Here is a 22,334-nt window from a genome sequence, read left to right on the forward strand (position 1 = left end):
ATAAAATTGTATGTAACTTAGTACAGGGATAAAGTGCGATATGCTGGCTTGATAATCCAATAAAATGGGATAATGAAATGTTTGATAACGTTGACCAAATCTGGTTAAAAAGTTTTCACTGTGTTTATGAGAACAACAGCTTTAAGCGAGCCGCTGAGTGTTTGAATATACCAACATCAAATGTCAGCCGACACATTGCCCTGCTTGAAGAAAAGTTAAACATTAGGTTGTTCAATAGAACAACAAGGCGAATGACGCCTACCGAGGCTGGAGAAGAGCTCTATAGCAGCACTCGTCCGTTATTGGAGCAACTCAACGCCGCACTAGAAACGGTAACGCGCCACTCACACACGGTAACAGGGGAACTGCGAATTCTTATGCCAGACACACCTGTACTGGCCAAAGCGGTTGTCACCTTTTGCACGCAATACCCGTCAATCTCTTTGTCTTGCGATACAACGCTAAACCCTAAAGATGATGTTATTGATAGCTTTGATGTCATTTTGAGTTTTCATAGAGGGACTTTGTCAGACAGTAACTGGGTGGCGAGAGAGATAAAACGCTGGCCCAGTGCCATTTTAGCCGCGCCTCAACTAATTGAGAAATACGCCACCCCTTACAAAATTACGGATCTAAGTCATGTTCCCTGCATCACGACGCTTACCGCAGTAAATGGTGCACCATGGGTATTCAGAAACCCTGTTGGGGGCCATATTACTCAAACTGTGCAATCTTCATTCAAAGTAAACAGCGGTCATCTCGCCAGATATGGCGCGTTATCAGGGCTTGGATACGCAATATTGCCAATTGAGTCATGCCAAAATGAGATCAAAAATGGTGAGCTAGAAATCGTCACTCTAGAGTACGAACCTGAGGATTTAGTGCTTTACGCCTTTTACTCGTCTAGAAAACATGTAGCTAAGAAAATATCTATGTTTGTTGAACATTTAAAGCAAAACGCAAAACTTAACGCCTAGCTAAGCTTTACTCAACTAATTTATCGTATTCTGTTTTATCGTCTAGAAAGGACAAACACCGCTAAGCGATTTGAGACTCGATTTCTCAAATAAAAAAGCCAGCAATTAACATTTACTGGCTTTTATTAAAGAGGGTCAGTTGGCGTTTAGATTCTAAACGCTCCTACGTGACGATCGAGTGTTCGCGATAGCTCCGCGAGTTGTTGACTTGATTCTTCTAGTTGCTCACTCGCTGTTAGCGCACTTTTCACTGAGTGGCTGACGGTATCCATGTTCATATTAATTTCGTTTGCTACCGTTGATTGCTGTTCTGTTGCGGTTGCTACTTGAGTATTGATATCTGAAATAGTCGTCACTTGTGCAGCTATTGCTTCTAAAGCCTGTCGAGCTAACTCAGTTTCTGCCGTTCCTTCTTCAATAAGAGTCTTACTATTACTCATTGAATTCACCGCACTTTGAGCTTCAGTTTGTAGCTGGTGAATCATATTGTCAATTTCATCGGTAGAATGAGCCGTTTTAGTCGCTAGGTTGCGAACTTCATCAGCAACTACTGCAAAACCTCGGCCGGCATCACCAGCGCGTGCCGCTTCGATAGCCGCATTGAGAGCCAATAGATTGGTTTGCTCCGAAATACCTCTAATCACCTCTAGAATACTACCAATCGACTGAGTATTTTCAGCAAGACTCACGATAATGTTGGAAGTGCTGTTCATCTCGTTTTCAAGATTAGTCATCGCCGTTTTGGTTCTTTCTAGCGTCGTGTAGCCATCTTGCGCTTCATTACTTGCTGCACTCGCAGCATTTGCCGCTCCGGCAGCATTGGAGGCAATTTCATTGACCGTCGCAATCATTTCGTTCATGGATGTGACAACCAGCATGGTTTGCTCGTTCTGCTCTTGCCCTCTTGTGAGCGCTTGTTGAGATTGCCCACGCAAAGCGACAGCTGAACTATTAAGCTCCACACCAGTATTTACAACTTGTGTAATAATCTCATGTACTTTCCCAACAAAAACGTTGAAAGCAGAAGAAATTTGCGCGACTTCGTCATTACCTTTCGCTGGCAAACGAACGGTTAAGTCTCCGTCTCCTTTTGAGATGTCTTGTAGAGCGTCTTTAAGCGCAGAAAGCGGTCTCATCAGTTTATTTAGCAGAAGTGACAGAATCAAAACACACATAACGAAGATCGCCACCATAGAGATCAACTGGTAAGTAATAATTCCATTCGTCGCTTGGCTCACTTCGGTAATAGGAATACCAATATCAAAAGTACCGTATAACTGACCATCCACATAAATTGGTGCCATGATGTCAAACACCCATACTTTCTGGACATCGGCATACCACTTTGAGTACTGTTGAACACCTCTCGTCGCGCCTTCAACAGTATATTCATCGTTATAGGTTTTGTTCAGCTTGTGCTTATCACTGTGGGCTACTGCCGTTACGTTACGGTCAATTACAACGGCATAACTCACGTCTGAACGTTGTTTCAGCCCCTCAACAAGCGATTGTAAATCTTGCATTGGATTGGCTGAGTTCTCCAAAATATAACTCGCATTTCCCGCTAGAAACTCAGCTTGAACTTGGGATTTGTTTAAGATGATGTCATCGATTTTCTGACTCGAAATTAGGTACGTTGATGCCATACTCGCCACGACAGCAATACCAAACATGGCGCAGACTGCTAATAAGATGATTCTTTTCATTATAATTGTCTCAATACAATTCAATTGATGCTCATTAATCGAGCGCTAAGCCTTTCTTCTCCAAAACCAACCAAACTGCATTTTGGGTCTGTTTGGCAGAGCAAGACATAACTTTATAACTATGTATCTGCTTGGTTCCCGATTACTTTAGACAGAAGGAAAAAAAGTCTTCAAAACGTCACATTTCTACGAGGTTTGGCGAAGGGACGAGTACGCAAAAGGAAACGTTTGCATAGTTAAATTTAACTATGCGACCAAATTGGTATCGAACATTAAAGAAAAGAGTTCTAATTAGCGTTTTGCCGTCGGGAGCGCTGTGGTCAGTGCTCCCGTTTTATCATTTAGTATCTCAGGTTCAGATATTAGAGCCACAATTGCAGCGGTTGTAATCCGAGATGCTTGGTGAAGCGAGAATGACTTGGTTTGTAGATATGGCAGCGATGTCAGATCGAGTGATTCTCAATCAAGAATCGGCAGCAAAATATGCAAACCAAGGCATGAAGCCATTACCCATGCAAAAAGAAAGGAAAAGAATCTTTACCACAGAGTTTAACTCGTCAGCGATATGTATCCATGCATACCCATGTATAAACCAACTGCACTGATCAAGACGCCCGATAAGTAGGGAGCTCGACGTGCAACATCATTCAAACCGCTCCATTTAGATGTCGCTTTTTGCACGCCCACTGCTGCCACAACGCCAACAGCAACCAGAGTCAAGGCTAAGCCAATACTGAATGACACAACTAAAGTCGCACCAAGAGTCATTGCCTTAAGCTGCAAACAGATAAGCAAAACCGTTACCGCAGCAGGGCATGGAATCAAACCGCCCGTTAATCCAAACAGCAGAATTTGCCCATTCGTCACGTCTCGATTCTCAAAGCGCTTTTGAATGTCTAAAGCGTGAGCGCGCTCGTGAGCATCTTGATATTCCTTATCTTCGCTTTCTAAATGAGAACCAGGACGGAAATGCACATCAAAGTCATGGGTATGATCATGGTGCCCGATGATCAAAGTGACAGAAAGTCCATTAGAGACTTCAATGCAAGACGCCGATTCCAAGTATCCATCACGCTCTATAAAGTGATAGATATCAGAAGGTTGATAACCATCACTCGATACCGAAACCTTGATACCTTCAGCAGTTAAAGGTTTACCGCTGAGTGTTCGCAACTGGAAACGGTGATGCTCCCCTTCCTCTGTAATCGAAAGCGAAACATGCCCATGTCCTGTATCCACAACTTGCGTCGTCCAATCGCGAGCATGATCCTGAGCTTTGTTCCAAGCTCGCTCATCGCTCCATGTCCGCCAAAACATCCATACGCCGGTTGTCACGATAATGACCCCAGAGATAAGTTGCATCCATGGTTCAGCCGCTTCAGCGGTGAATTTCTGGCTAATATACATCCCGCCAACAGCGATTAACCATACAATTGCAGTGTGAGAAAGTGTGGCAGCTAAACCCAGCATCACGGCTTGTTTGACCGTTCCTTTCACAGCGACAATGAACGCCGCCATCATCGTTTTAGAGTGCCCAGGTTCTAAACCATGCAAAGCGCCAAGCAAAATGGCACTGGGAATAAAGAACCACCCATTACCTTGTTGTAGTAACGCGACAAAATCCATTGTTGTTCTCTGTTGTTGATTCTAATTTATCGCAAACTATACTCCCCCCTAGTATTAAATACTACCCCCCAGTATAAATTGAGTGCTACATTATCAGTTAGAATAACTCGGCCCGTAACTTAAAGAAGATAAGACATGTCGCATACAACCAGAGATCAAAAGAAGCTCAACACTCGAGTCAGTAAAATACAGGGTCAGGTGAATGGACTTAAAAAAATGCTGGAAGAAGAGCATGAATGCCAAGATGTGTTGCAGCAGATTGCCGCTATTCGGGGAGCAGTAAATGGTTTGATGCGAGAAGTAATTAAAGGTCACTTAATTGAGCACGTTGTACTTGAGGAAGACAAAACTCAACGTGAAAAAGATATGGAAGTCGTATTAAAAGTACTGGACTCTTATATAAAGTAACCCTACTTCGCTAGAGTAAAGTCACTAGGGTTAAACTCGAATAGATCCTTTATAGGTAATCGCTTACTAAGCGGGAAATAACAATTCCATTTCATATTGATTAAGTTGAAAGTGGAACCTATATCGGTTCGAGTTAAATAGTTTATTTATAAGAACTAAAACGGCCCAAACATAGGGCCGTTCATATTATTAACAATCTCTAAACCATCTGATAAAAATACATGTTGTGATAGGCTTTTACTTTATGGAAGAGTACAAGTAAACCTTTATACCTCTTGTAATTCGACGTGCTTAGCGCTGTAAGATTTTGTAAATGCGACACATCCCAAAAGTACAGCAAGTGGTAACACGGGATCAAAGATTGAACCATGAGATCCGAAGAATAAGTTAAGAATCATGACTAATGAACCACCAATAGCCCAAGCAATTGTTGTTGGAATAGTCCAAATAATGAGTTGTTTCTTAACCTCAGTCACCCCCATTAGTCGATTAACAATATGGAATAGCGAGTCATTAAAGTAGCCAGCAAATAGAGATCCCATCGTAGCTGCCGTCGCTGCGAATAAAAGGTTAACGTCAGGAATATTTACTAAAACTGGGGCAGATATAGAAGCAGCGGTTATCATGGAGACTGTACCAGAGCCCTGAATAATACGAACTAACGTCGCAATAATAAATGGAATCATAACCGCAGAAATAGGAAGCCCTGCAACTTGGTTAGCAATCTCTGCGCCCGCACCCGTTTCACGCAATACGGCACCTAACGCGCCACCAGCTCCTGTTACTAACAAAATGATGCCACAAGTGGAGATTCCTTGTTCCATCTTTTCATTCGCTTCTTCTTTGGTAAGGTTATTACCCAATGTGTAAACCGCTAATAACGTCGCTATTGATAGTGCAATAGTAGGGCTGCCGATAAAAGCGATAAATTGACCAAATGTTGTTGCAGTCAGCCCTTCGAAACCGAAAGTCCCCTCTAATAAACCCATCACTGATTTCGCAAGTATAAGTAAAATAGGGATAATAATTGGAGCGATAGATTTACTTAAAGATGGTAGGTCTTTCGCTTCTTTACTTGCAATGTACTCTTTGTGATCATTAATCAATTGCTCACTAGACTTCGAGAAATGTTCGGTTGGAATGAATTCAGGAAACTGCTTTTCTAACCATCTTGCATACCAAACAATACCTATGACACAAGGCGCTGCGATCATCAAACCAAAACCTAACATGCTGGCAAGATCGACACCAAAGATACCAGCAACGCCCAAAGGCCCTGGAGTCGGCGGAATAGCATGATGCGCTACGACCAAGCCGCCCGCCAGAGCAACCGTAAGCGTTAAAATCGAGCGATTGGACGTTTTTGACAAAGACTTCGCAATTGGATAAAGAATGATAAGCGCGCTATCCACAAAGATTGGGATGCTAACAATATAGCCAGTTACAGCAAGAGCGGCCTCTTCTTTCTTTTTTCCTAACCACTTTATAAAATTATAGGCAATACTTTCTCCTGCTCCAGAAGCCTCTAAAATAGCCCCCATCATAACGCCGAGACCGATGACAATCCCTATACCGCCTAATGTTCCACCAAATCCTTTGCTAACGGTCGCAATCGTGTCGTCAACACTTAACCCACCAATAATACCTGCGATACATGCCGCAATTAACATCGCAATTAACACATGTACTTTTGTACGTAATACAAGAAAAACAAGGACTGATACGGCTACTATTAGTCCAATTACTGAGGTTGGTAACATTAGACAATCTCCATATTGTTAACAGAAATAAATTGTTGTAATACATCCTTGAAATTACTGTCTGCTTTAAATCCAAGCTCCAGTTCTTTAGTACAATCAATTTTTTGTGGCCAACTACTCACAATACGATCAATACCCGCATCATGCTCATAAGTAATATAATTAGAAAGTTGTTTACCCATTAGAGTGTCCATTGTTTGAATCATCTCAGCTGGTGTAGTTTGAATACCAGGTAAATTAAGCGTTCTATAGGACAGATTATTTAACTGCTCATAAGGCATTAGCCCTGCATACTGAATATTGTCAACCACTCTAGACGGGCTCGATATCCAAAGTTTTAGCGTAGGGTCTACAGGACAATTTGATTCTTGAGCATTCAAAGGCTCACGAATAATTCCGCTTACGAAAGAGCTAGCGGCAAGGTTTGGTTTCCCAGGGCGAATACAAATAGTCGGTAAACGTACGGATACAGCTTTAACAAAGCCTTTACGGGCATAGTCGTTCACCAATAACTCACCTATGGCTTTTTGCGTCCCGTAGGATGACTGAGGATGAAGTGCTGTTATTGGTGTAATCGTTTCCGGAAGATCACCACCAAAGACAGCTAAAGATGAAGCAAACGTAAAACGAATATTAGGGTTTACTTTACGGCAACGCTCAAGCAATAACTGTGTGGTCGTCAGGTTTACAGCTACACCTAAATCAAAATCTTGCTCAGCATGGCTCGATACAATTGCCGCTAAATGAAAAATGTGTGTCGTTTCGGCAGTAATAACTTGGTCTATATTTTCTCGTTTTGTCATATCCATGACTAAAGAAACGACTCGGTCATCAATGCCCTCTAAGCGCGACTTTTGAATGTCGACAATAGTAATACTTTCAGCTTTGTTTTCTTTTAGTAGTGATTTGGCAAGTAGGGTTCCGAGAAAACCCGCCCCTCCAGTTATGATAATATTCATAGTCACGACCCTTTGTTTTTGTAATTAGTTTCAAGTTATTTATGGATAGAAATTAAAATTGTTATAGGTATGGTTTAACCCAACTAAGGCCCAGCTGCGTGCTATGCCTTGGGTTGTATTCACAACCGATCCAGCCTTGGTAACCAGAGTCATCCAAAACATTGAATAGGTGTGGGTAATTCAGTTCGCCTTCCGATGGTTCGTGCCTTTCAGGCACAGAAGCAATTTGAATATGGCCTGTGTATGGCGCCACATCGCGAATCAACGTACTCAGATCACCGTCCATAATTTGTGCGTGATAGAGATCGAGCTGCAATTTCACGTTTGGACGAGCCACTTGTTTGATGAGTTCCACCGCTTCACGTTGATGTGCAACAAAGTAGTTCGGTACATCACGATTGTTGAGTGGCTCAATCATCAGCTCAACACCATGTTCGGCAAACTTATCCGCTGCATAACGAATGTTTGAGATAAAGGTTTCAATATGCTGATCACGAGTGAAGCGTGAATCAACAATGCCAGACATAGCGTGAACCTTTTTACAGTTCAGTGCCTTGGCGTACATCAGCGCAGTCTCGACGCTCGTTTTAAATTCATCCTCACGCCCCGGAATAGCTGCAAAACCTCGTTCACCTGCATCCCAATCACCTGGAGGCATGTTGAATAACGCTTGCTCAAAACCAAACTGCTGTATCTTGCTTGCTAGTTCTTGCGCTTCGAATGCGTATGGGAAAAGGTATTCCACCGCTTTGAAGCCCGCTTGGTGTGCTTTTTCGAAACGATCTAGAAAAGGAACTTCTGTGAATAACATTGTCAGATTTGCCGCGAATTTAGCCATTACTTACCTCTCCCTTTTAGGTCTTGAATCTCAGTATCCGTTAAGTAGCGGATGTTGCTGTCTTTAAGAATGAACGCTAGCTTCGCTGTCTCTTCTAGCTCTTCTGCGTTATCCACTGCATCTTCAAAGTCCGTACCCGTGATCACTGGACCATGGTTCGCCAGGAGGAAAGCTCTGTAGTCACTAGCCCGCTGCGCAAGTTCTTCAGCAATCTGAGGGTCGCCCGGGCGCAGGTACGGAATCACTGGCAGTTCGCCAATGCGCATTACAAAGTAAGGTGTGAAAGCTTTGATGGCATTCTCGCGATCTAGACCTTCAAGACAAGAAAGCGCCGTCAAGTAAGTAGAATGCAGATGCACAATCGCATTACACTTTGAGTTATTTCGATAAATCGCCAGATGAAAAGCGACTTCTTTTGATGGCTTTTCACCAGAGATATGGTTGCCATCAATATCCACAACCGAAAGCTCTTCAGCAATCAAGCGGCCGAACGAGGAACCAGTTGGCGTTGCCAGAAAGTGTCCATTAGGCAGCTTTAGAGAAAGGTTGCCAGCGCCGCCAGTCGCATAGCCACGTTCAAACATAGAGCGAGCCATAGTGACCATTTGCTCTCGCAGTTGTTGTTCTGTCATCAATTCTTTATTCATCACAACCTCACCTATTCAAAAAACGACTGTGCTTTGGCAAAGAAGTGTTCATCGCCGAAGTTGCCCGATTTCAGAGCCAAAGAAAGCTCGCCTTCAAGTGACTTCACCCAAGGTACACCAGGTGCGATTTGAGGACCGATATGAAAACCTTTTACGGCTAGGCTTTGGGTTACAACCCCTGAGGTTTCCCCACCCGCAACGATGAAATTTTTCACACCGTGCTGCTGAAGTTTAACTGCAAGTTGGCTAAAGAACTGTTCAACCGCGTGACTTGAAGCATGCGCGCCAAACTCTTGTTGAATCGCTTTTAACGCCGCTGCATCTGCGGTTGCGTAAACCAGTGGTGCGAACTCGCTTTCGATGTTGGTCATGACCCAATCAAACACTTGATTTGAGTAGTCTTCTTCCGTCAGACACGCCTTCACATCAATAGCAAAGTGTGGCGCTTTTTCTTTGTAAACAGCGACCTGTTGGTTGGTCATGACAGAACAAGATCCAGATAACACAACGGTTGGTGCCTTTTTAGGGTTCCCCTCTTGCTTCGCATCACTTTGATCTTCAAGGTTCTCTATCCAGTTCTTAGCAATACCCGCAGCCAAACCAGAACCACCAGTTACCAGTTTTAGAGACTTCGCTGCTTGGCCAAGTGTGACGAGATGCTCTGCATTGAATGCATCAACCACTGCGTAGCGGTTGCCTTGTACTTTTAGCTCTTCAAAGCGCTCAATTACCGCTTTTGGACCTTGTTCAATTATTTGGAAGTTCACCAGGCCAGATTTGCCTTGAGATTGAGCATCCATCATACGAACTAGGCTTGAATCAGTCATTGGTGTCACAGGGTGATTACGCATACCTGAGTCGCTTAGCAAGTCTTGGAATACAAATAGATGGCCGTTGAAAACTGTGCGACCATTCACTGGTAATGATGGGCATACAATGGTGAACGCTTCACCTAGCTCTGCAAGCAGTGCATCCGTTACAGGACCAATGTTACCTTCTGCTGTGCTGTCAAACGTTGAGCAGTACTTGAAGTAAAACTGCTGACAGCCATTTGCTTGCAGCCACTTAAGCGCTGCTACTGAATCCTCGATTGCCTCATCTACAGGACAAGAGCGAGATTTAAGACTGATCACGACCGCATCTGCGTTTACATCAATCTCTTCTTTTGGAATACCGTTAAGCTGAACTGTGCGCATGCCGTTTTCTACAAGAAAACCTGCGATGTCTGTTGCGCCAGTAAAGTCGTCTGCGATAACGCCTAATAACATCATTTTTTCTCCGTTTTACGTGCGCTTATTTCTGTTTGTTTTCTACACCTGGAAGCTCAATACCATCAAAAATCTTGATAACGGCACTGTCGTCCTCCTGCCCAAAACCAGCATTGCTTGCACTCAAAAACATGTTTAGTGCTGTGCTTGATAGAGGAAGTGGAAATTTGAGATCTTTTGCTGTGTCCGATACGAGGTTTAAATCTTTCACAAAGATGTCGACCATAGATTTAGGGGAGTAGTCACCATCAACTACATGCTTCATGCGGTTCTCAAACATCCAAGAGTTACCCGCTGCATTCGTCACCACGTCGTACATCAGGTCAAGAGGAATGTTTGCACGTGCCGCTAATGCCATTGCTTCAGCACCAGCTGCGATATGAACACCTGCTAGCAATTGGTGGATAATCTTCACAGTTGCGCCTAGGCCAATCGCTTCACCGATGTTGTAGACTTTAGCTGCCGTTGCGTTGAGTACTGGTTCAAGTGCATCAAATGTGCTTTGCGCTCCCGACGCCATAATAGTCATCTCACCTAATTCTGCTTTTGCAGCACCACCAGATACCGGTGCATCAAGCATCACAAGATTGTGTTCTGCCAATTTCGCTTCAATTTGTTTTGCGTCTTCTGCTGAGATGGTTGCTGAAACCATTACTGGCGTATTCGGCTTAAGCGCTGTAGCAAGACCGGTTTTGAACAAGACCGTGTTAACTTGAGCTGCGTTCACAACAAGAACTAGAACCGAATCAAGCTTATCTGCAAACTCAACTGCATTTGTAGAAACAGCTTTTGCACCGAATGAACCTAACTCTTCAAGCGCTTGAGAATTTAAATCGAAACCATAGACATCTAGGCCTGCACGCACACATGACTTTGCGGCGCCCATTCCCATAGAGCCTAAACCGATAACACCTACAGATTGAACTTCACTCATAAAAACAATGCCTTCTGGTCTATTAAACTTTGTTAATTCTTGTTTGGTTGATGTGATTATATGTGAAGATTAATACTAAGACCTCGCTTTGAATCACATTTTTTCACACAAATTAACAATGTCGTGATATATACCTCTTTATGGGCAGAGATATTCCGAGCAGTTAACACAAGCGAAGGCTGTTCTTACAACGTTGAGAACATAATTCACAGATATTCACAACAAATGAAAAGATTGGTAGGATACTGAAAAACAAGAATATAGAAGTGAAACTATGATCCCAGCAGAACGTCAAAGAACCATATTATCCCTGTTATCACATCAAGAAGTGTTAAGCATTTCAGATTTAACCGACCACCTTGGCGTATCACATATGACCATTCGTCGTGATATCGTGAAGCTTGAATCCTCAGGTAAAGTCGTTTCTGTTTCTGGTGGAGTGCAACTCGCTCAAGCTCTACATTCCGAACTTTCCCATGATGCGAAGGTCGAGCAACAAGCGGATGAAAAGATTCAAATTGGTAAGCTGGCGGCTACGTTAATTGGTCAAGACGCTACGATTTACTTGGATGCGGGAACAACCTCTCTAGAAATCGCCCATCAAATAGCAAATCGTAATGATCTTTTAGTGATCACCAATGACTTCTCTATTGCTGCTTTCCTTATGACGCACAGTGAATGTGAGCTTTACCACACAGGGGGAAAAATTGACCGCGAGAACCAATCCACCATTGGAGGAAAAGTCGCAGAGTTCTTGAATGGGCTAAATATTGATATCGCCTTTATTTCGACTTCATCTTGGAGCTTGAAAGGCTTATCAACACCTAATGAAAATAAAGTTCTCGTTAAAAAAGCAATCATCAAGGCGGCACAAACCAATTATCTGATCTCAGACTCAACTAAATACGGTCAGATAGCGAGCTTTCATGCATTAGACATCGAGCAATTGGACGGAATTATTACCGATCGAAACCTATCCGAAGTGGTCACTCAAGAATTAACGGATAAAGGATTACGTGTGTATAAAGAGTAACACTACCTAAACATCTGAGTTCGCGTAACTTTTATACTCGTTAATTTATAGGTGCTTCCAATATACATAGACCGTGCTGTGTACTTTCTGGCAGAAAACACATCCTTTTGTTTTCTAAATTACCAAATTACTGATTACATCTGGGATATGGAAGCTCACTTCACTTTATCGCTGCTCGTCACTTGTCATCAAAAATCAAATTCACCGCAATTGCCATCAAAACCAAGCCTGAGATTGGTAGTAAGACACCTAATGGCGAGCGCTCGATATAAGGCAGATTCTCTGCAATCAATAAGCCCCACTCAGGTTCTGGCGGCTTAACGCCAAGTCCGATAAAACTCAGAGACGTCAGACTGAGCGTAATGTACGGCAAACGCAGAAACGCGTGACGAATCAATGGCGGCAGCACATAAGGCAACAAGTAGTAGCGGAGTACTCGCCACTGATTGGTTCCCCAAATGGGCGCAAGATGCGTATAAGGCTGCGCTTTGGCTTCCATCAACAAGCTCGCACAGTGCGCCGCTAATGGTGCCCATGACACCATAACAATCGCAATCAAGGCACTGTTTGGGTTCATTCCCGTTAGACCAGCGATCAGCAGACCCGCCACAATGTATGGCACACCTTTGGTGATCTCAATTAAGCCTTGGCTATAACGAGTCACAAAGCCGAGCAGCAAACCAATCACCAAACTTAGGAACGTCGCGATGATGCCCATTTTGATTGTCGACATCATACCCCCGCCAACACGAGCAAGCAGATCTCGCCCGACCGCATCGGCACCAAACGGGGCTGCTAAGCTTGGCGATTCAAGGCGAGTAAATTGGATGGTGTAAGGATCGCGCATTAACGCCCATCCCGCACAACCAATCAGCAAGGCAAAGATTGTGGCACTGACGATGCGTTTGGTAGTGCTTTGGGTAAAACGGAACGTACTGTGACTGCTGATCAACTTGCCACTTGTGACACTGTGTCCGAGTAACCAGCGTTGCAATAAGATGCTCGCACTGCTGATCAACATCGAGAACACCAGCAACACCAACAAGCCACCTTGCAGCATAGGCAGATCTTGTGACTTCGCTGCGCCTAAGATTAGTCGTCCGATACCTGGAATGGAGAACACCTGTTCCACAGCAACCGCACCGCCGGTTAAACCAATCACCGTCATTGCGATTTGAGGAATCAAGTTACTAACGGCACGCCACAAGGCAAAGCGTAAGATTTGGAACTTACTAACGTTCGCCGATAGCCAAGTGATCACCCAAGGCTCATCCAATACACGCTTGATGCTGTCATTGAGCAAGCGCCCGAACAAGCCAGCAGCCGGCAATGCCATTGCCAAGCTGGGTAGCCAGAGGTTTTGCATGCCTTGCCAACCATAAGGTGGGAACCAACCCAACCAAATGGAAAATACCATGATCAGCAATGAAGCAATCACGTATTCCGGCAATGAGACCAACACCGAACTGAGCGTGTCATGATGCTTGTCTAAACGATTCTGTTGCCAACGACGCACAGTGTAAAGTACGCTCGCCATGCACATTACAAATGCCATACCTAACGCTGTAAGCATCAGTAGTAGCGACGTTTTTGCGGTTTGTTGAACGCTCTCCATCACGGATGCGCCACTCACCCAAGAGACACCTAAGTCACCTTGCATGGCAAGCGTCAACCAATCCCACAGTCGCTCAGCAGCGCTGCGGTCAAGTTGAAGATCTTCTCGAATTGCTTGCAGAGCTTCTGCCGTCAGCAATTGTTGAGCACCCGCACGAGCACGGAGGATTGATTGGCTTGGGTCGATACCGGCAATATCCGGCATCAAACCCACCAGCACAACCACTCCCCCGAGTGACAGGAAGCGCGACAAAAAACGCGTAAACCATTCAGGCATACAAGCGCTCCAACGAGAGCGCATGTTGGCAACAAACGACATCGAGTTAGTTCACCTCAGTAAACTGGTCGATCAGGCGACGCTCACGTGGGTCACGTTGTGCGTTCTTCACGCGGTCACTCTCACCTTGGATTACACGCTCGTGAAGCAGTGGAATCACAGCGTATTGCTCAAGGATTTTGCTTTCTGCTTCGATGATCGCTTGTTGGCGTTTCTCACCCAAAGGCTGACGATCAGCGTGTTTCAATGCTGCGTCCACTTCTTCAGAGCAGAATTGTCCTAGGTTGTAAGAACCTTTACAGCTAAAGTCACTTTGCATGTACGCCACTGGATCACCAGAATCCAACACTGTTGCACGTGACAACAAGAACGCATCGAACTTACCTGCTAGTGCATCGTTTTCGATTTGTGCGTATTCACGAACGTCTAGCTCAACCACAAAGCCAGCCGCTTCAAGTTGTTGCTTTAGCAGCACCGCTACTTCTGGCAACTCAGCACGGTCGGTAAATGTACCGATGGTGATCTTCTCACCGTTCGCGTGGCGCATTTCCATGGTTTCCATACGAGGGTTCGCATCACGAATTGGTTGAGCCCATGCCAATGCTGGACCTAAAAGACCTTTCGCTGAATCGGCGTGGTTCTCGTAAACCGTTTTGATGATTTGCTCACGGTTAACCGCTTGAGCCGCTGCTTTACGCAAACCAAACTGGCTAAACACATCAGATTTGTTGTTTAGGTAAAGCGTGTTGGTACGTGGCATTGCGACTTCGTGCAGCTGTGAAGATTCCATCATCGCGATTTGCGAAACAGGAACGGCTTCAACTACATCCGCCTCACCGGTACGCAGTGCAGCAGCACGAGCAAAACCGTTTGGTACGTATTCAGCAAAAATGCTGTCTACTTTCGCTTTTTCGCCCCAGTAACCATCAAAACGTTTCAGTTTCGCGCTGGTTGTCCCGTTGATTTCTGTCAGAACAAATGGACCCGTACCCGCATTGATTGGCACAACACGACCGTTTTCTTGGTATGCAGCACCAGAAAGGATCGCTAACTGTGGGCTAGATAGACGGCTTGGCAACAATGGATCGTTAAAGGTCGTTTTGATTTCAACAGTGAAGTTGTCCAATGCGCGAACTTGCCATTCGATACCATCCAAAATGCGTGGCTTTGGTGCGGCATCTAATGCTTTTTGTAGAGAGTTCACAACCGCGTTGGCATCAAGGTCAGAACCATCGTGGAATTTCACGCCCTTACGTACCGTAAATTGCCACGTCATCGGGTCAACTTGTTCCCATTCCGTTGCCAGCATAGGCTCTGCTACCGACTGATCGTTTAGGTTCACCAATGTTTCCGCCGTGCTCCAACGTGACAGTTTGAACGCGTCATCTGAAAGTGGTGACAAACCTGTGCGTGGTGGTTGCATCATGGCAACGCGAATTTCCGTCGCTTGCGGTGCGGCTGCTTTTTCCGCTTCTGGCTTACTTTCGCCAGAGTCAAAACAACCCGTCAGCAGTGCGCTTAAAGCCAGCGACAAAGCTAACTTGGGAGTACTAAGGTGCATAAGAAACCTCTCCAATGGTTTTTGTGAATTCATTACTTTTGTGTTGAGCGCTCATCAAGGCTCTCGTGATCAAGTGTGATGGGTTATTTGTCACGTTTTGTGCTGTGCCGTGCTCGACAACGCGTCCTTTGTCTAACACTAGGATTTCATCGCATAGGGTTTGTGCCGCATCGAGGTCATGTGTCACCAAAATCAGGCGCATCTGACGACTCTTTTGAATGCCTGCCAACAAGTCGAGAATCTGTTTACGACTGACGGGATCTAGGCTGCTGGTTGGCTCATCGGCAACCAACACGCAAGGTTCGACAATCAAAGCTCTGGCGATAGCCACACGTTGCGCTTGCCCAACTGATAATTGCTGCGGGTTGCGATCCAGCAATGTGAGAGCCAAACCGACATCCGCCAAGACCTTTTCCACCTTCTCATTGAGCTCTTGCGTCAAACCAATGTTGCTTAGCGGCTCCAGTAAGATCTGGCGAACGGTGTAATAAGGATTCAAGCTCGATTGCGGCTCTTGCGGAATCAGTTGAATGTGCTGACACAACTCTTGTCGCTGCTTAGCCGAGCTACGCGATAACGGATAACCACACACATACACTTCACCAGATGTCGGTTTACGAAGACCAAACAGAAGTTCAATCAAGGTCGATTTACCCGCACCAGACGGACCAACAATCGCAATGTTCTTTGTGTCGATAGCAAGATCCAATTGTTCGAGCGCTTTAAACGGTTTGCCCCCTAACCAACTTGGTTTGGAGTAATAGTGAACACTGGCTTGCTCAAAGCGAACTTCCGCCGATTTAGGCTGCGTGTGCCCGCTCAAGTTGTGCTTAGTCAAAATAGGCTCCAGAGATGAGGTTAAGGCAGCAGTTGCGCAAGTTGTTGGCAGAAAGGATGCGAACTTTGCTGAATGGCTTGCCATGGTGCGCCATAAGCCACCATGGTGTTGTCCGCAATCACCAAGACTTTGTCACACGCCAAAGCCGCAGATAGATCGTGCGTGATCAACAAACCACTGATGTTGCGTTGCTGAACACTACTGCGAAACAACTCAAGGATCTCCGCTTCGGTGATTGGGTCGAGCGCACTGGTGGGCTCATCCGCGATGATCAAGTTGGCACTACCAAGCAACGCAATGGCAATACAAATACGCTGACGTTGACCACCAGATAGCTGGCTTGGATGCTGCGCTAATGCTGCTTTTGGATCCGTAAATCCGAGTTGAGACAGCAAGGTCGTCACCGTTTCTCGGTTTGCTGAAGACAAACGTGTTTTGTTGCCCGTCAATGCCAAACACAGTTGTTGCTCGACAGAGGCCAATGGATTCAGTGCTTTAAGTGCATCTTGGAAAATGACCGCAGGACGCTGAGATTGACTCCGTTGCAGCATGGCAGTTTGTGCGACCTCACTGCTGTTAAGCTGGATACTTCCGTCTACCCAAATATCAGACGGCAAAAAACCTGCGACGGCTTTCGACAACATGGATTTACCAATGCCGGAAGGTCCCATAATGGCAAGAACTTCACCTTGAAACAGCTCAAAAGAAATGTCTTTGAAGAGTGTGCGTTCTGAGTCTGTAAGGCTGAGATTATTAACGGAGAGTATTGGTCGAGAAATCACGGCATCAAACTAAATGTAATAATATAACATCACAAATAATATCATGCGGGTTAAAGCAAGGAAACCAGTCGGAAAGGTTATTTCATCACCTTTTTCAGATTTATCAACAAGGGCAGATAGCTCCCCCCCTTGTGATAAGAACATCTAAGTTAGGTCATTTGTGACAGTGTGTATTAAAGACACTTTTGTTTAACTTGACCGAGGTATGGAAACAAGAAGACAAAGCGCCCAACGTAGAACAACGTGAATGCCAGCCATAAACCGTGGTTGCCCCAATATTGCACCGCAATAAATTGAGTCACTAAAAACAACACCATGGTTAGAAAGGTAGAGTTACGCACTGGTCGCGTCGTCCCTGTACCGGTAAAGATGCCGTAAAACGTAAGACCAAAACCAGCAACCAACGGGAATGCCAATAACCAAGGGCTCATGTCCAAATACAGCTCAACAAGATTTGGCAAGGTGGTAAACAACATCACCACTTGGTGTTTGAACAGCACCAACAGCAAGGTCAAGACAACAACGAACGCTGCGGTCCATTGCGTGTTTAGCTTAATCACGTTATCAAGCAATGTCTTATTCTTCTGCCCTACTGCTTTACCTGCAAAGACGCTCGACGCATTCGCCACACCGTCGAACATGTAGCTGACGATAAAGGTCACTTGCATCAAGATTGCGTTCGCAGCAAGCACATCAGAACCAAGCTGAGAGCCTACACGCGCCATCATGTTGAAGAACACCAATAGACACACAGTACGAAGCAGCAGATCCATATTGGAAGACGCGATGACTTTGAGATCTTTACGCGTCATTTTTGCGGTCTGAATGTAATCAAACAGCGTGAAGCGGCAGGTTTTCAACACCAGCACCGCACCAATAACAAACGTCGAGATTTGTGCGATAAGTGTCGCCACCGCAACACCAGCAATGCCCATATCGAAGTACAACACAAAGACGATATCCAGCACGATGTTCAGCACGTTACCAAACACTTGCGCGAACAAGGTTTCTTTGGCTTTCGCCTGCCCCATCAACCAACCAATCACGGTGTAGTTCAGCAGTACAAATGGCGCACCAAAGATCATGATATCGAAGTAAATCTTCGCGTTTTCGGCCACGACGGCATCAGGGGAGATAATCAGCTCTGCCCCCATCCAAATCACGGACTGCAACGCAATGAAAATCAAGCCAAGGCAGAGCGAAAGCACGAAAGGACGGAATAAGCTGCTCGCTTGATCTTCTGGGCTGTTTTTACCTAATGCGATTGCACTTTGCCCGGTAGTACTGACGCGGAAAAAGCCAAACAGCCAATACAAGGTATTCATGATGACGGTGCCGATCGCCACACCACCAATCATCTCAGCCACACCGAGTTTACCGATCACCGCGGTGTCCACCGCCCCCAATAATGGTTGGGTAACAGTAGAAACGATGAAAGGAAATGCGATTTTAAAATAGTCTTTATGAGTCAGGGACATCTTAAATTATGAACGGGGTTAATTTTTATAAGGTCGCTATCATATGCGAATGGCGCCCGAACATGAACCAAAGTTCGCCAGCAAGGAATAGCATTGATAATTGATACAACCAGCAAACGTATTCTCATACCAAAGCTTGAAATAGGATAACGACTTATGAGAAAAGCCAAGTTAACTGCATATAAATGAGTTTCTAGTTTGGAAAGATTAGCGTTTGGTGGAGCATGGCAGATCAGAATGTAGCTGCCATGTCATAACGGTAGTGATTGGTGAAAAGAGACCGTACAGATGATATTTAATGCTTGTGGGTTTCATCTGACAATGTTTAGGTCGATACCAAGCCTTATGTTCTGTAAAGCACCTTTACAACATGCCAACCGAACTTGGTTTTAACTAGATGCGGCGTTAACACTTCGCCAGAAAAGCACACTTTGTCGAATTGAGGTACCATTTGACCACGGCGGAATTCACCAAGGTCACCACCGCGTTTGCCTGACGGGCAAGTTGAATACTTCTTCGCTAATGTCTGAAACTTTGCGCCTTTTTTCAGTTGCTTGATTATGTCTTCCGCTTGCTCTTTGTGCTTCACAAGAATATGTAATGCGGCTGCTGTATTTGCCATTGATCTATCTCTCACTATTCTGGTCGCGCAAGTGTACCCAATCCTTTTTAACAGACCAAACATTTCTTAATAATAGCTCAGCGGTAAAGGCCCAAATACACGAGGAATATAAAATCGTCTACATAATGAGTTTAAAATACAAACAAGTTTTGCTCAGTTAATCACTATTCTCTAAAAGATTGTCTAAAAAGCTCACATTTGTCTCTCCGATGGTTGAAGCCTTCGTCTGATAAGATTAGATTAGACACAATTCGGTGGTATTTATAAGGTTATTTTCATGGCAAAAGTCGTTAGCAAAGCGAATCAGTCTCAGGGCATGTTGATGTTTAAGCTCACCCTGCAACAGAGTTTCGCTATAGGTACGCTAAAAGTCCGTGAAATCGTCCCGTACATGCCAACGACAAAGATCCCTTACTCGCATCATCACGTCATTGGAACCGTTACGATACGTAACTTAACAGTACCAGTGATCGATATGTCAGCGGCTGTTGGCTTTCGTCCTATTAGTGAAGAAGAATATAAAAGCTGCTACTTGATCGTGACAGATTGCTTGCGAACCGTGGTTGCGTTTATGGTTCGTAGTATAGAGAAGATCATTGAGTGCGATTGGAAAGCTATTGAAACGCCACCTCCGAGCGCTGGAAAAAATATTTTCGTGACTGGAATTACTCGCTACGAGGACAAAACTGTTCAAATGCTGGATGTGGAACTGCTACTTTCCAAAATTTATCCGCAGTACGAGAATTCAAAGATACCAATGCTGACAGATATTGAGCGAGAACGCCTAAAAGCACTCAGTATTCTATTGGTGGATGACTCTTCCATCGCTCGTAAACAGCTGTGTGACGCACTCGATAGCATCAATATTGGGTATCAAATCTGTAAAAATGGTTTAGATGCATTGGAACTGATGAAAAGTGACGCTGCGGCTCATCGCCCAATTGATATTCTGGTCAGCGATATTGAAATGCCCGGATTAGACGGTTATGAGTTAGCATTTGAAGTTCAGAATAATTCCTCTCTGAACCATTCATACCGCATTTTACACACATCGTTATCGAGCGAAATCTGTGTAGACAGAGCTCACCAAGTTGGCGCGCATGAGGCACTTGAGAAATTCAATGCAGGAGAACTAATCGAAGCGATGCTTCGCGGAGCAAAAGAGCTAGAAGCCAAAGCTATGACTTCTTAACTCTTATTGGACGACTTGATTTGAGAATATAATGCAGTGCTTGTCCTATCCCTGATGCTCACATCCGCTAATTTCTCAGCTCACTTCTTTGGCATCGCGTAACTACGAGAAACGAATTCCGTCTCTTTGACTTGGTGAGCATGATTAATATAAGAAGCTAGGCTGTAAAGTACATTCGCTAATAAGTTCGCGTAACGAAACAAAATAGGTGCGGGCTGCTTCTTACCTGTATGTTCAACGGCAACTAATGCTCGTACCGTTTTTTTAGCTTGGCAACGGCACAAATGCAATTGACTGGCTGCCGGGTGCCCTCCGGGTAGAACAAAGCCTTTGAAGCCGCCATCAATACGTTGCTTGAGCAAAGCATAATCGGCCTTTAACTCTTCAACTTCCGCCTCTGTAATCGCTAATTTTCCGCGAACCGAACCATTTAGATGATAAACATTAGGCTGCATTCTTGTCAGTATATCACGGCTAAACTCGTCCAACTCCATAGCGAGAACAAGGCCAATACGACTACAAAGTTCATCTGCTGTAATTTCAAAGTCACAAACCGGACTGTCCTCGTAAATAAACGGATAGCAAATCTCGCTCAACTCCTTGCTTACAGGTTTCATGCTTTTGTTCCAATATAAAAAAGGGAGTCAGTATAACCTAACTCCCTTTAAACGTTCATTATGCCAAATGATCGACATTCATATGATCGGTTTACAATCAGGCACTTTCGACTTTCTTATGACCTTCTTGAAGGTGAACAAAATCGACTAAATCATCACCAGACACTTGATACGCCTGACCAAAACCTTTAACAAATAGCCCCGATTCTGGCTTTAAGTTGAACAAAACGAAATCCTCTAGCTGGCTTAGACCATCAATAATCTCACCAAAACGCTCTTTCATTTGTCCAACAACTTGTTGCCACATCTCTGTGTCTCGCTCAACTACATTTGCTACCGCATCAAAAGTTAAGCGCTTACGAGCAAACAGCTGCTTTGAAGACTCTTCATCTTCAATCATCATCAATGAAACATTTGGATTTTCTAAAAGGTTACGGGCATGACGAGCGATTTTAGAAATGAGAACAAAATAACCTTCCTGGTTTTGGACATAAGGCGCGTAGCTTACATTCGGGCGACCTTCTGCATCGACAGTTGCAAGCTGAAGTGTACGACGCTCCTGACGGAACTCTTTGATCTCTGGCCCTAAACGACCTTGCAAACGCTCTTGTTTAACTTGTTGATCCATATTGATACCTGACTTTACTAATTAGTATTCGAGTTAAGCCTCGATTATGTTTGTGATTACTTTTTTAATTCGGCTTGTAGGGCGCGAAATGCGGTTACTTGTTCTTCAATCAACTCGCGCTTTTCGTTACGGCCTAAATAAACCTTGAAAATATTGCTTCCGCACTCCGAGAAAAAACCAAAATAGTGACTCTCTCTACCCATAAACGGTTTACTGACTAATGCGACATTTTTAACGTTATCTAATTTAAGGTGGCCGTGCAGTTCACCTTCTCTACCCATTAAATTGTAATAGCCACGCGCCACTTTTCCTTTTGGAAACGGCGCTTTAACTTCAAAGATAGAACCAAAAGAGTGGACGATGGTCGTCACCGGGCCAAAACCAACCAAACTTTCTAAGATGCTTTGCGCTTGCTCTCCTGGTGCAATAGCCACCATTTCCTGAGGTAGAGCCGCAACAACCTCAAACTCGGAAATGCCAAGACGCTCTGCCATCGCAGCTGGCAATAATTGTGGTTCTTGCTCTAGTAATACTTCAACTTGTTGCTTGATTGATTCCATTGTGTCTTC

Annotated in this window: 21 protein-coding genes; 4 read left to right on the forward strand and 17 right to left on the reverse strand. The window is 44.6% G+C overall.

Going from position 1 to position 22,334, the window contains the following annotated elements:
* Positions 1–77: 77 nt before the first annotated feature.
* Positions 78–977: a LysR family transcriptional regulator gene (locus R7E42_RS04040; protein ID WP_005385088.1), complete on the forward strand. Its 900-nt coding sequence runs from the start codon at positions 78–80 to the stop codon at positions 975–977.
* A gap of 146 nt (positions 978–1,123) precedes the next feature.
* Here R7E42_RS04040 and R7E42_RS04045 read toward each other — a convergent pair whose 3' ends face one another.
* On the reverse strand, positions 1,124–2,683 hold the full coding sequence (locus R7E42_RS04045) for a methyl-accepting chemotaxis protein (protein ID WP_017635256.1): 1,560 nt from the start codon (positions 2,681–2,683) through the stop codon (positions 1,124–1,126).
* Positions 2,684–3,232: 549 nt separating this feature from the next.
* Positions 3,233–4,309 (reverse strand): nickel/cobalt efflux protein RcnA, encoded by a 1,077-nt coding sequence (locus R7E42_RS04050; RefSeq protein WP_005385086.1) that lies wholly within the window; start codon positions 4,307–4,309, stop codon positions 3,233–3,235.
* A 135-nt stretch (positions 4,310–4,444) separates the two neighbouring features.
* Between R7E42_RS04050 and rcnR the strand changes: the two genes are divergently transcribed.
* Complete coding sequence (rcnR, locus tag R7E42_RS04055) at positions 4,445–4,717, forward strand: Ni(II)/Co(II)-binding transcriptional repressor RcnR (RefSeq protein WP_031780939.1); 273 nt, start codon at positions 4,445–4,447, stop codon at positions 4,715–4,717.
* A 266-nt stretch (positions 4,718–4,983) separates the two neighbouring features.
* Here the strand turns inward: rcnR and R7E42_RS04060 are convergent, their stop codons facing one another.
* The 6 genes from R7E42_RS04060 to ltnD form a co-directional block, all read right to left on the reverse strand.
* Positions 4,984–6,477: a GntP family permease gene (locus R7E42_RS04060; protein WP_047101717.1), complete on the reverse strand. Its 1,494-nt coding sequence runs from the start codon at positions 6,475–6,477 to the stop codon at positions 4,984–4,986.
* Positions 6,477–7,436: a D-erythronate dehydrogenase gene (denD, locus tag R7E42_RS04065; RefSeq protein WP_017635260.1), complete on the reverse strand. Its 960-nt coding sequence runs from the start codon at positions 7,434–7,436 to the stop codon at positions 6,477–6,479. The genes R7E42_RS04060 and denD overlap by 1 nt, the downstream gene beginning before the upstream one ends.
* Before the next feature lie 61 nt (positions 7,437–7,497).
* Positions 7,498–8,274 (reverse strand): 2-oxo-tetronate isomerase, encoded by a 777-nt coding sequence (gene otnI, locus R7E42_RS04070; protein WP_005375365.1) that lies wholly within the window; start codon positions 8,272–8,274, stop codon positions 7,498–7,500.
* A complete protein-coding gene (locus R7E42_RS04075; RefSeq protein WP_005385078.1) occupies positions 8,274–8,921 on the reverse strand; it encodes an aldolase in 648 nt (215 codons plus the stop codon). The genes otnI and R7E42_RS04075 overlap by 1 nt, the downstream gene beginning before the upstream one ends.
* Before the next feature lie 11 nt (positions 8,922–8,932).
* A complete protein-coding gene (otnK, locus tag R7E42_RS04080) occupies positions 8,933–10,189 on the reverse strand; it encodes a 3-oxo-tetronate kinase (RefSeq protein ID WP_213903501.1) in 1,257 nt (418 codons plus the stop codon).
* A 25-nt stretch (positions 10,190–10,214) separates the two neighbouring features.
* Positions 10,215–11,123: an L-threonate dehydrogenase gene (ltnD, locus tag R7E42_RS04085; protein ID WP_005375356.1), complete on the reverse strand. Its 909-nt coding sequence runs from the start codon at positions 11,121–11,123 to the stop codon at positions 10,215–10,217.
* A gap of 274 nt (positions 11,124–11,397) precedes the next feature.
* Between ltnD and R7E42_RS04090 the strand changes: the two genes are divergently transcribed.
* Positions 11,398–12,156 carry a DeoR/GlpR family DNA-binding transcription regulator gene (locus R7E42_RS04090; RefSeq protein WP_005375354.1) on the forward strand — a complete coding sequence of 253 codons (759 nt, stop codon included), beginning with the start codon at positions 11,398–11,400 and terminating at the stop codon, positions 12,154–12,156.
* Between the two features lie 178 nt (positions 12,157–12,334).
* Here the strand turns inward: R7E42_RS04090 and R7E42_RS04095 are convergent, their stop codons facing one another.
* The 6 genes from R7E42_RS04095 to ppiC all read right to left on the reverse strand — a co-directional run bounded on the left by R7E42_RS04095 (position 12,335) and on the right by ppiC (position 19,391).
* A complete protein-coding gene (locus tag R7E42_RS04095; RefSeq protein WP_411974596.1) occupies positions 12,335–14,089 on the reverse strand; it encodes an ABC transporter permease subunit in 1,755 nt (584 codons plus the stop codon).
* A 4-nt stretch (positions 14,090–14,093) separates the two neighbouring features.
* The gene (locus R7E42_RS04100) at positions 14,094–15,608 is read right to left on the reverse strand and encodes an ABC transporter substrate-binding protein (RefSeq protein ID WP_262592249.1); all 1,515 of its coding nucleotides are present in this window, start codon (positions 15,606–15,608) and stop codon (positions 14,094–14,096) included.
* Positions 15,598–16,446: an ABC transporter ATP-binding protein gene (locus R7E42_RS04105; protein ID WP_262592250.1), complete on the reverse strand. Its 849-nt coding sequence runs from the start codon at positions 16,444–16,446 to the stop codon at positions 15,598–15,600. The genes R7E42_RS04100 and R7E42_RS04105 overlap by 11 nt, the downstream gene beginning before the upstream one ends.
* A gap of 20 nt (positions 16,447–16,466) precedes the next feature.
* Positions 16,467–17,228, reverse strand: coding sequence for an ATP-binding cassette domain-containing protein (locus tag R7E42_RS04110; protein ID WP_213885192.1), 762 nt, complete (start codon positions 17,226–17,228; stop codon positions 16,467–16,469).
* A gap of 173 nt (positions 17,229–17,401) precedes the next feature.
* Positions 17,402–18,706 carry an MATE family efflux transporter gene (locus R7E42_RS04115; RefSeq protein WP_262592251.1) on the reverse strand — a complete coding sequence of 435 codons (1,305 nt, stop codon included), beginning with the start codon at positions 18,704–18,706 and terminating at the stop codon, positions 17,402–17,404.
* A gap of 343 nt (positions 18,707–19,049) precedes the next feature.
* Entirely contained in the window at positions 19,050–19,391 is a 342-nt protein-coding gene (ppiC, locus tag R7E42_RS04120) for a peptidylprolyl isomerase PpiC (RefSeq protein ID WP_080276970.1), read from the reverse strand.
* A 214-nt stretch (positions 19,392–19,605) separates the two neighbouring features.
* Between ppiC and R7E42_RS04125 the strand changes: the two genes are divergently transcribed.
* Complete coding sequence (locus R7E42_RS04125; RefSeq protein ID WP_005385059.1) at positions 19,606–20,520, forward strand: chemotaxis protein; 915 nt, start codon at positions 19,606–19,608, stop codon at positions 20,518–20,520.
* A gap of 80 nt (positions 20,521–20,600) precedes the next feature.
* Here R7E42_RS04125 and R7E42_RS04130 read toward each other — a convergent pair whose 3' ends face one another.
* The 3 genes from R7E42_RS04130 to hutX all read right to left on the reverse strand — a co-directional run bounded on the left by R7E42_RS04130 (position 20,601) and on the right by hutX (position 22,325).
* Positions 20,601–21,137, reverse strand: a complete 537-nt coding sequence (locus tag R7E42_RS04130) for an ATP:cob(I)alamin adenosyltransferase (protein ID WP_115386758.1) — start codon at positions 21,135–21,137, stop codon at positions 20,601–20,603.
* A 97-nt stretch (positions 21,138–21,234) separates the two neighbouring features.
* Positions 21,235–21,765: a heme utilization protein HutZ gene (gene hutZ / locus R7E42_RS04135; RefSeq protein ID WP_005375331.1), complete on the reverse strand. Its 531-nt coding sequence runs from the start codon at positions 21,763–21,765 to the stop codon at positions 21,235–21,237.
* Positions 21,766–21,821: 56 nt separating this feature from the next.
* Positions 21,822–22,325 (reverse strand): heme utilization cystosolic carrier protein HutX, encoded by a 504-nt coding sequence (gene hutX / locus R7E42_RS04140; RefSeq protein WP_005385051.1) that lies wholly within the window; start codon positions 22,323–22,325, stop codon positions 21,822–21,824.
* Positions 22,326–22,334: the final 9 nt, after the last annotated feature.

Source organism: Vibrio sp. Vb1337, from assembly GCF_033338715.1.
Lineage (GTDB): Bacteria > Pseudomonadota > Gammaproteobacteria > Enterobacterales > Vibrionaceae > Vibrio > Vibrio alginolyticus.

Coding starts and splice junctions, on each gene's coding strand:
- R7E42_RS04095 (WP_411974596.1), bottom strand. CDS start 14,089: ATGTCGTTTGTTGCCAACATGCGCTCTCGTTGGAGCGCTTGTATGCCT.
- R7E42_RS04125 (WP_005385059.1), top strand. CDS start 19,606: ATGGCAAAAGTCGTTAGCAAAGCGAATCAGTCTCAGGGCATGTTGATG.
- R7E42_RS04075 (WP_005385078.1), bottom strand. CDS start 8,921: ATGAATAAAGAATTGATGACAGAACAACAACTGCGAGAGCAAATGGTC.
- ppiC (WP_080276970.1), bottom strand. CDS start 19,391: ATGTTTGGTCTGTTAAAAAGGATTGGGTACACTTGCGCGACCAGAATA.
- R7E42_RS04045 (WP_017635256.1), bottom strand. CDS start 2,683: ATGAAAAGAATCATCTTATTAGCAGTCTGCGCCATGTTTGGTATTGCT.
- R7E42_RS04100 (WP_262592249.1), bottom strand. CDS start 15,608: ATGCACCTTAGTACTCCCAAGTTAGCTTTGTCGCTGGCTTTAAGCGCA.
- ltnD (WP_005375356.1), bottom strand. CDS start 11,123: ATGAGTGAAGTTCAATCTGTAGGTGTTATCGGTTTAGGCTCTATGGGA.
- rcnR (WP_031780939.1), top strand. CDS start 4,445: ATGTCGCATACAACCAGAGATCAAAAGAAGCTCAACACTCGAGTCAGT.
- denD (WP_017635260.1), bottom strand. CDS start 7,436: ATGAATATTATCATAACTGGAGGGGCGGGTTTTCTCGGAACCCTACTT.
- R7E42_RS04050 (WP_005385086.1), bottom strand. CDS start 4,309: ATGGATTTTGTCGCGTTACTACAACAAGGTAATGGGTGGTTCTTTATT.
- otnI (WP_005375365.1), bottom strand. CDS start 8,274: ATGGCTAAATTCGCGGCAAATCTGACAATGTTATTCACAGAAGTTCCT.
- R7E42_RS04060 (WP_047101717.1), bottom strand. CDS start 6,477: ATGTTACCAACCTCAGTAATTGGACTAATAGTAGCCGTATCAGTCCTT.
- hutX (WP_005385051.1), bottom strand. CDS start 22,325: ATGGAATCAATCAAGCAACAAGTTGAAGTATTACTAGAGCAAGAACCA.
- hutZ (WP_005375331.1), bottom strand. CDS start 21,765: ATGGATCAACAAGTTAAACAAGAGCGTTTGCAAGGTCGTTTAGGGCCA.
- R7E42_RS04130 (WP_115386758.1), bottom strand. CDS start 21,137: ATGAAACCTGTAAGCAAGGAGTTGAGCGAGATTTGCTATCCGTTTATT.
- otnK (WP_213903501.1), bottom strand. CDS start 10,189: ATGTTATTAGGCGTTATCGCAGACGACTTTACTGGCGCAACAGACATC.
- R7E42_RS04090 (WP_005375354.1), top strand. CDS start 11,398: ATGATCCCAGCAGAACGTCAAAGAACCATATTATCCCTGTTATCACAT.
- R7E42_RS04115 (WP_262592251.1), bottom strand. CDS start 18,706: ATGTCCCTGACTCATAAAGACTATTTTAAAATCGCATTTCCTTTCATC.
- R7E42_RS04040 (WP_005385088.1), top strand. CDS start 78: ATGTTTGATAACGTTGACCAAATCTGGTTAAAAAGTTTTCACTGTGTT.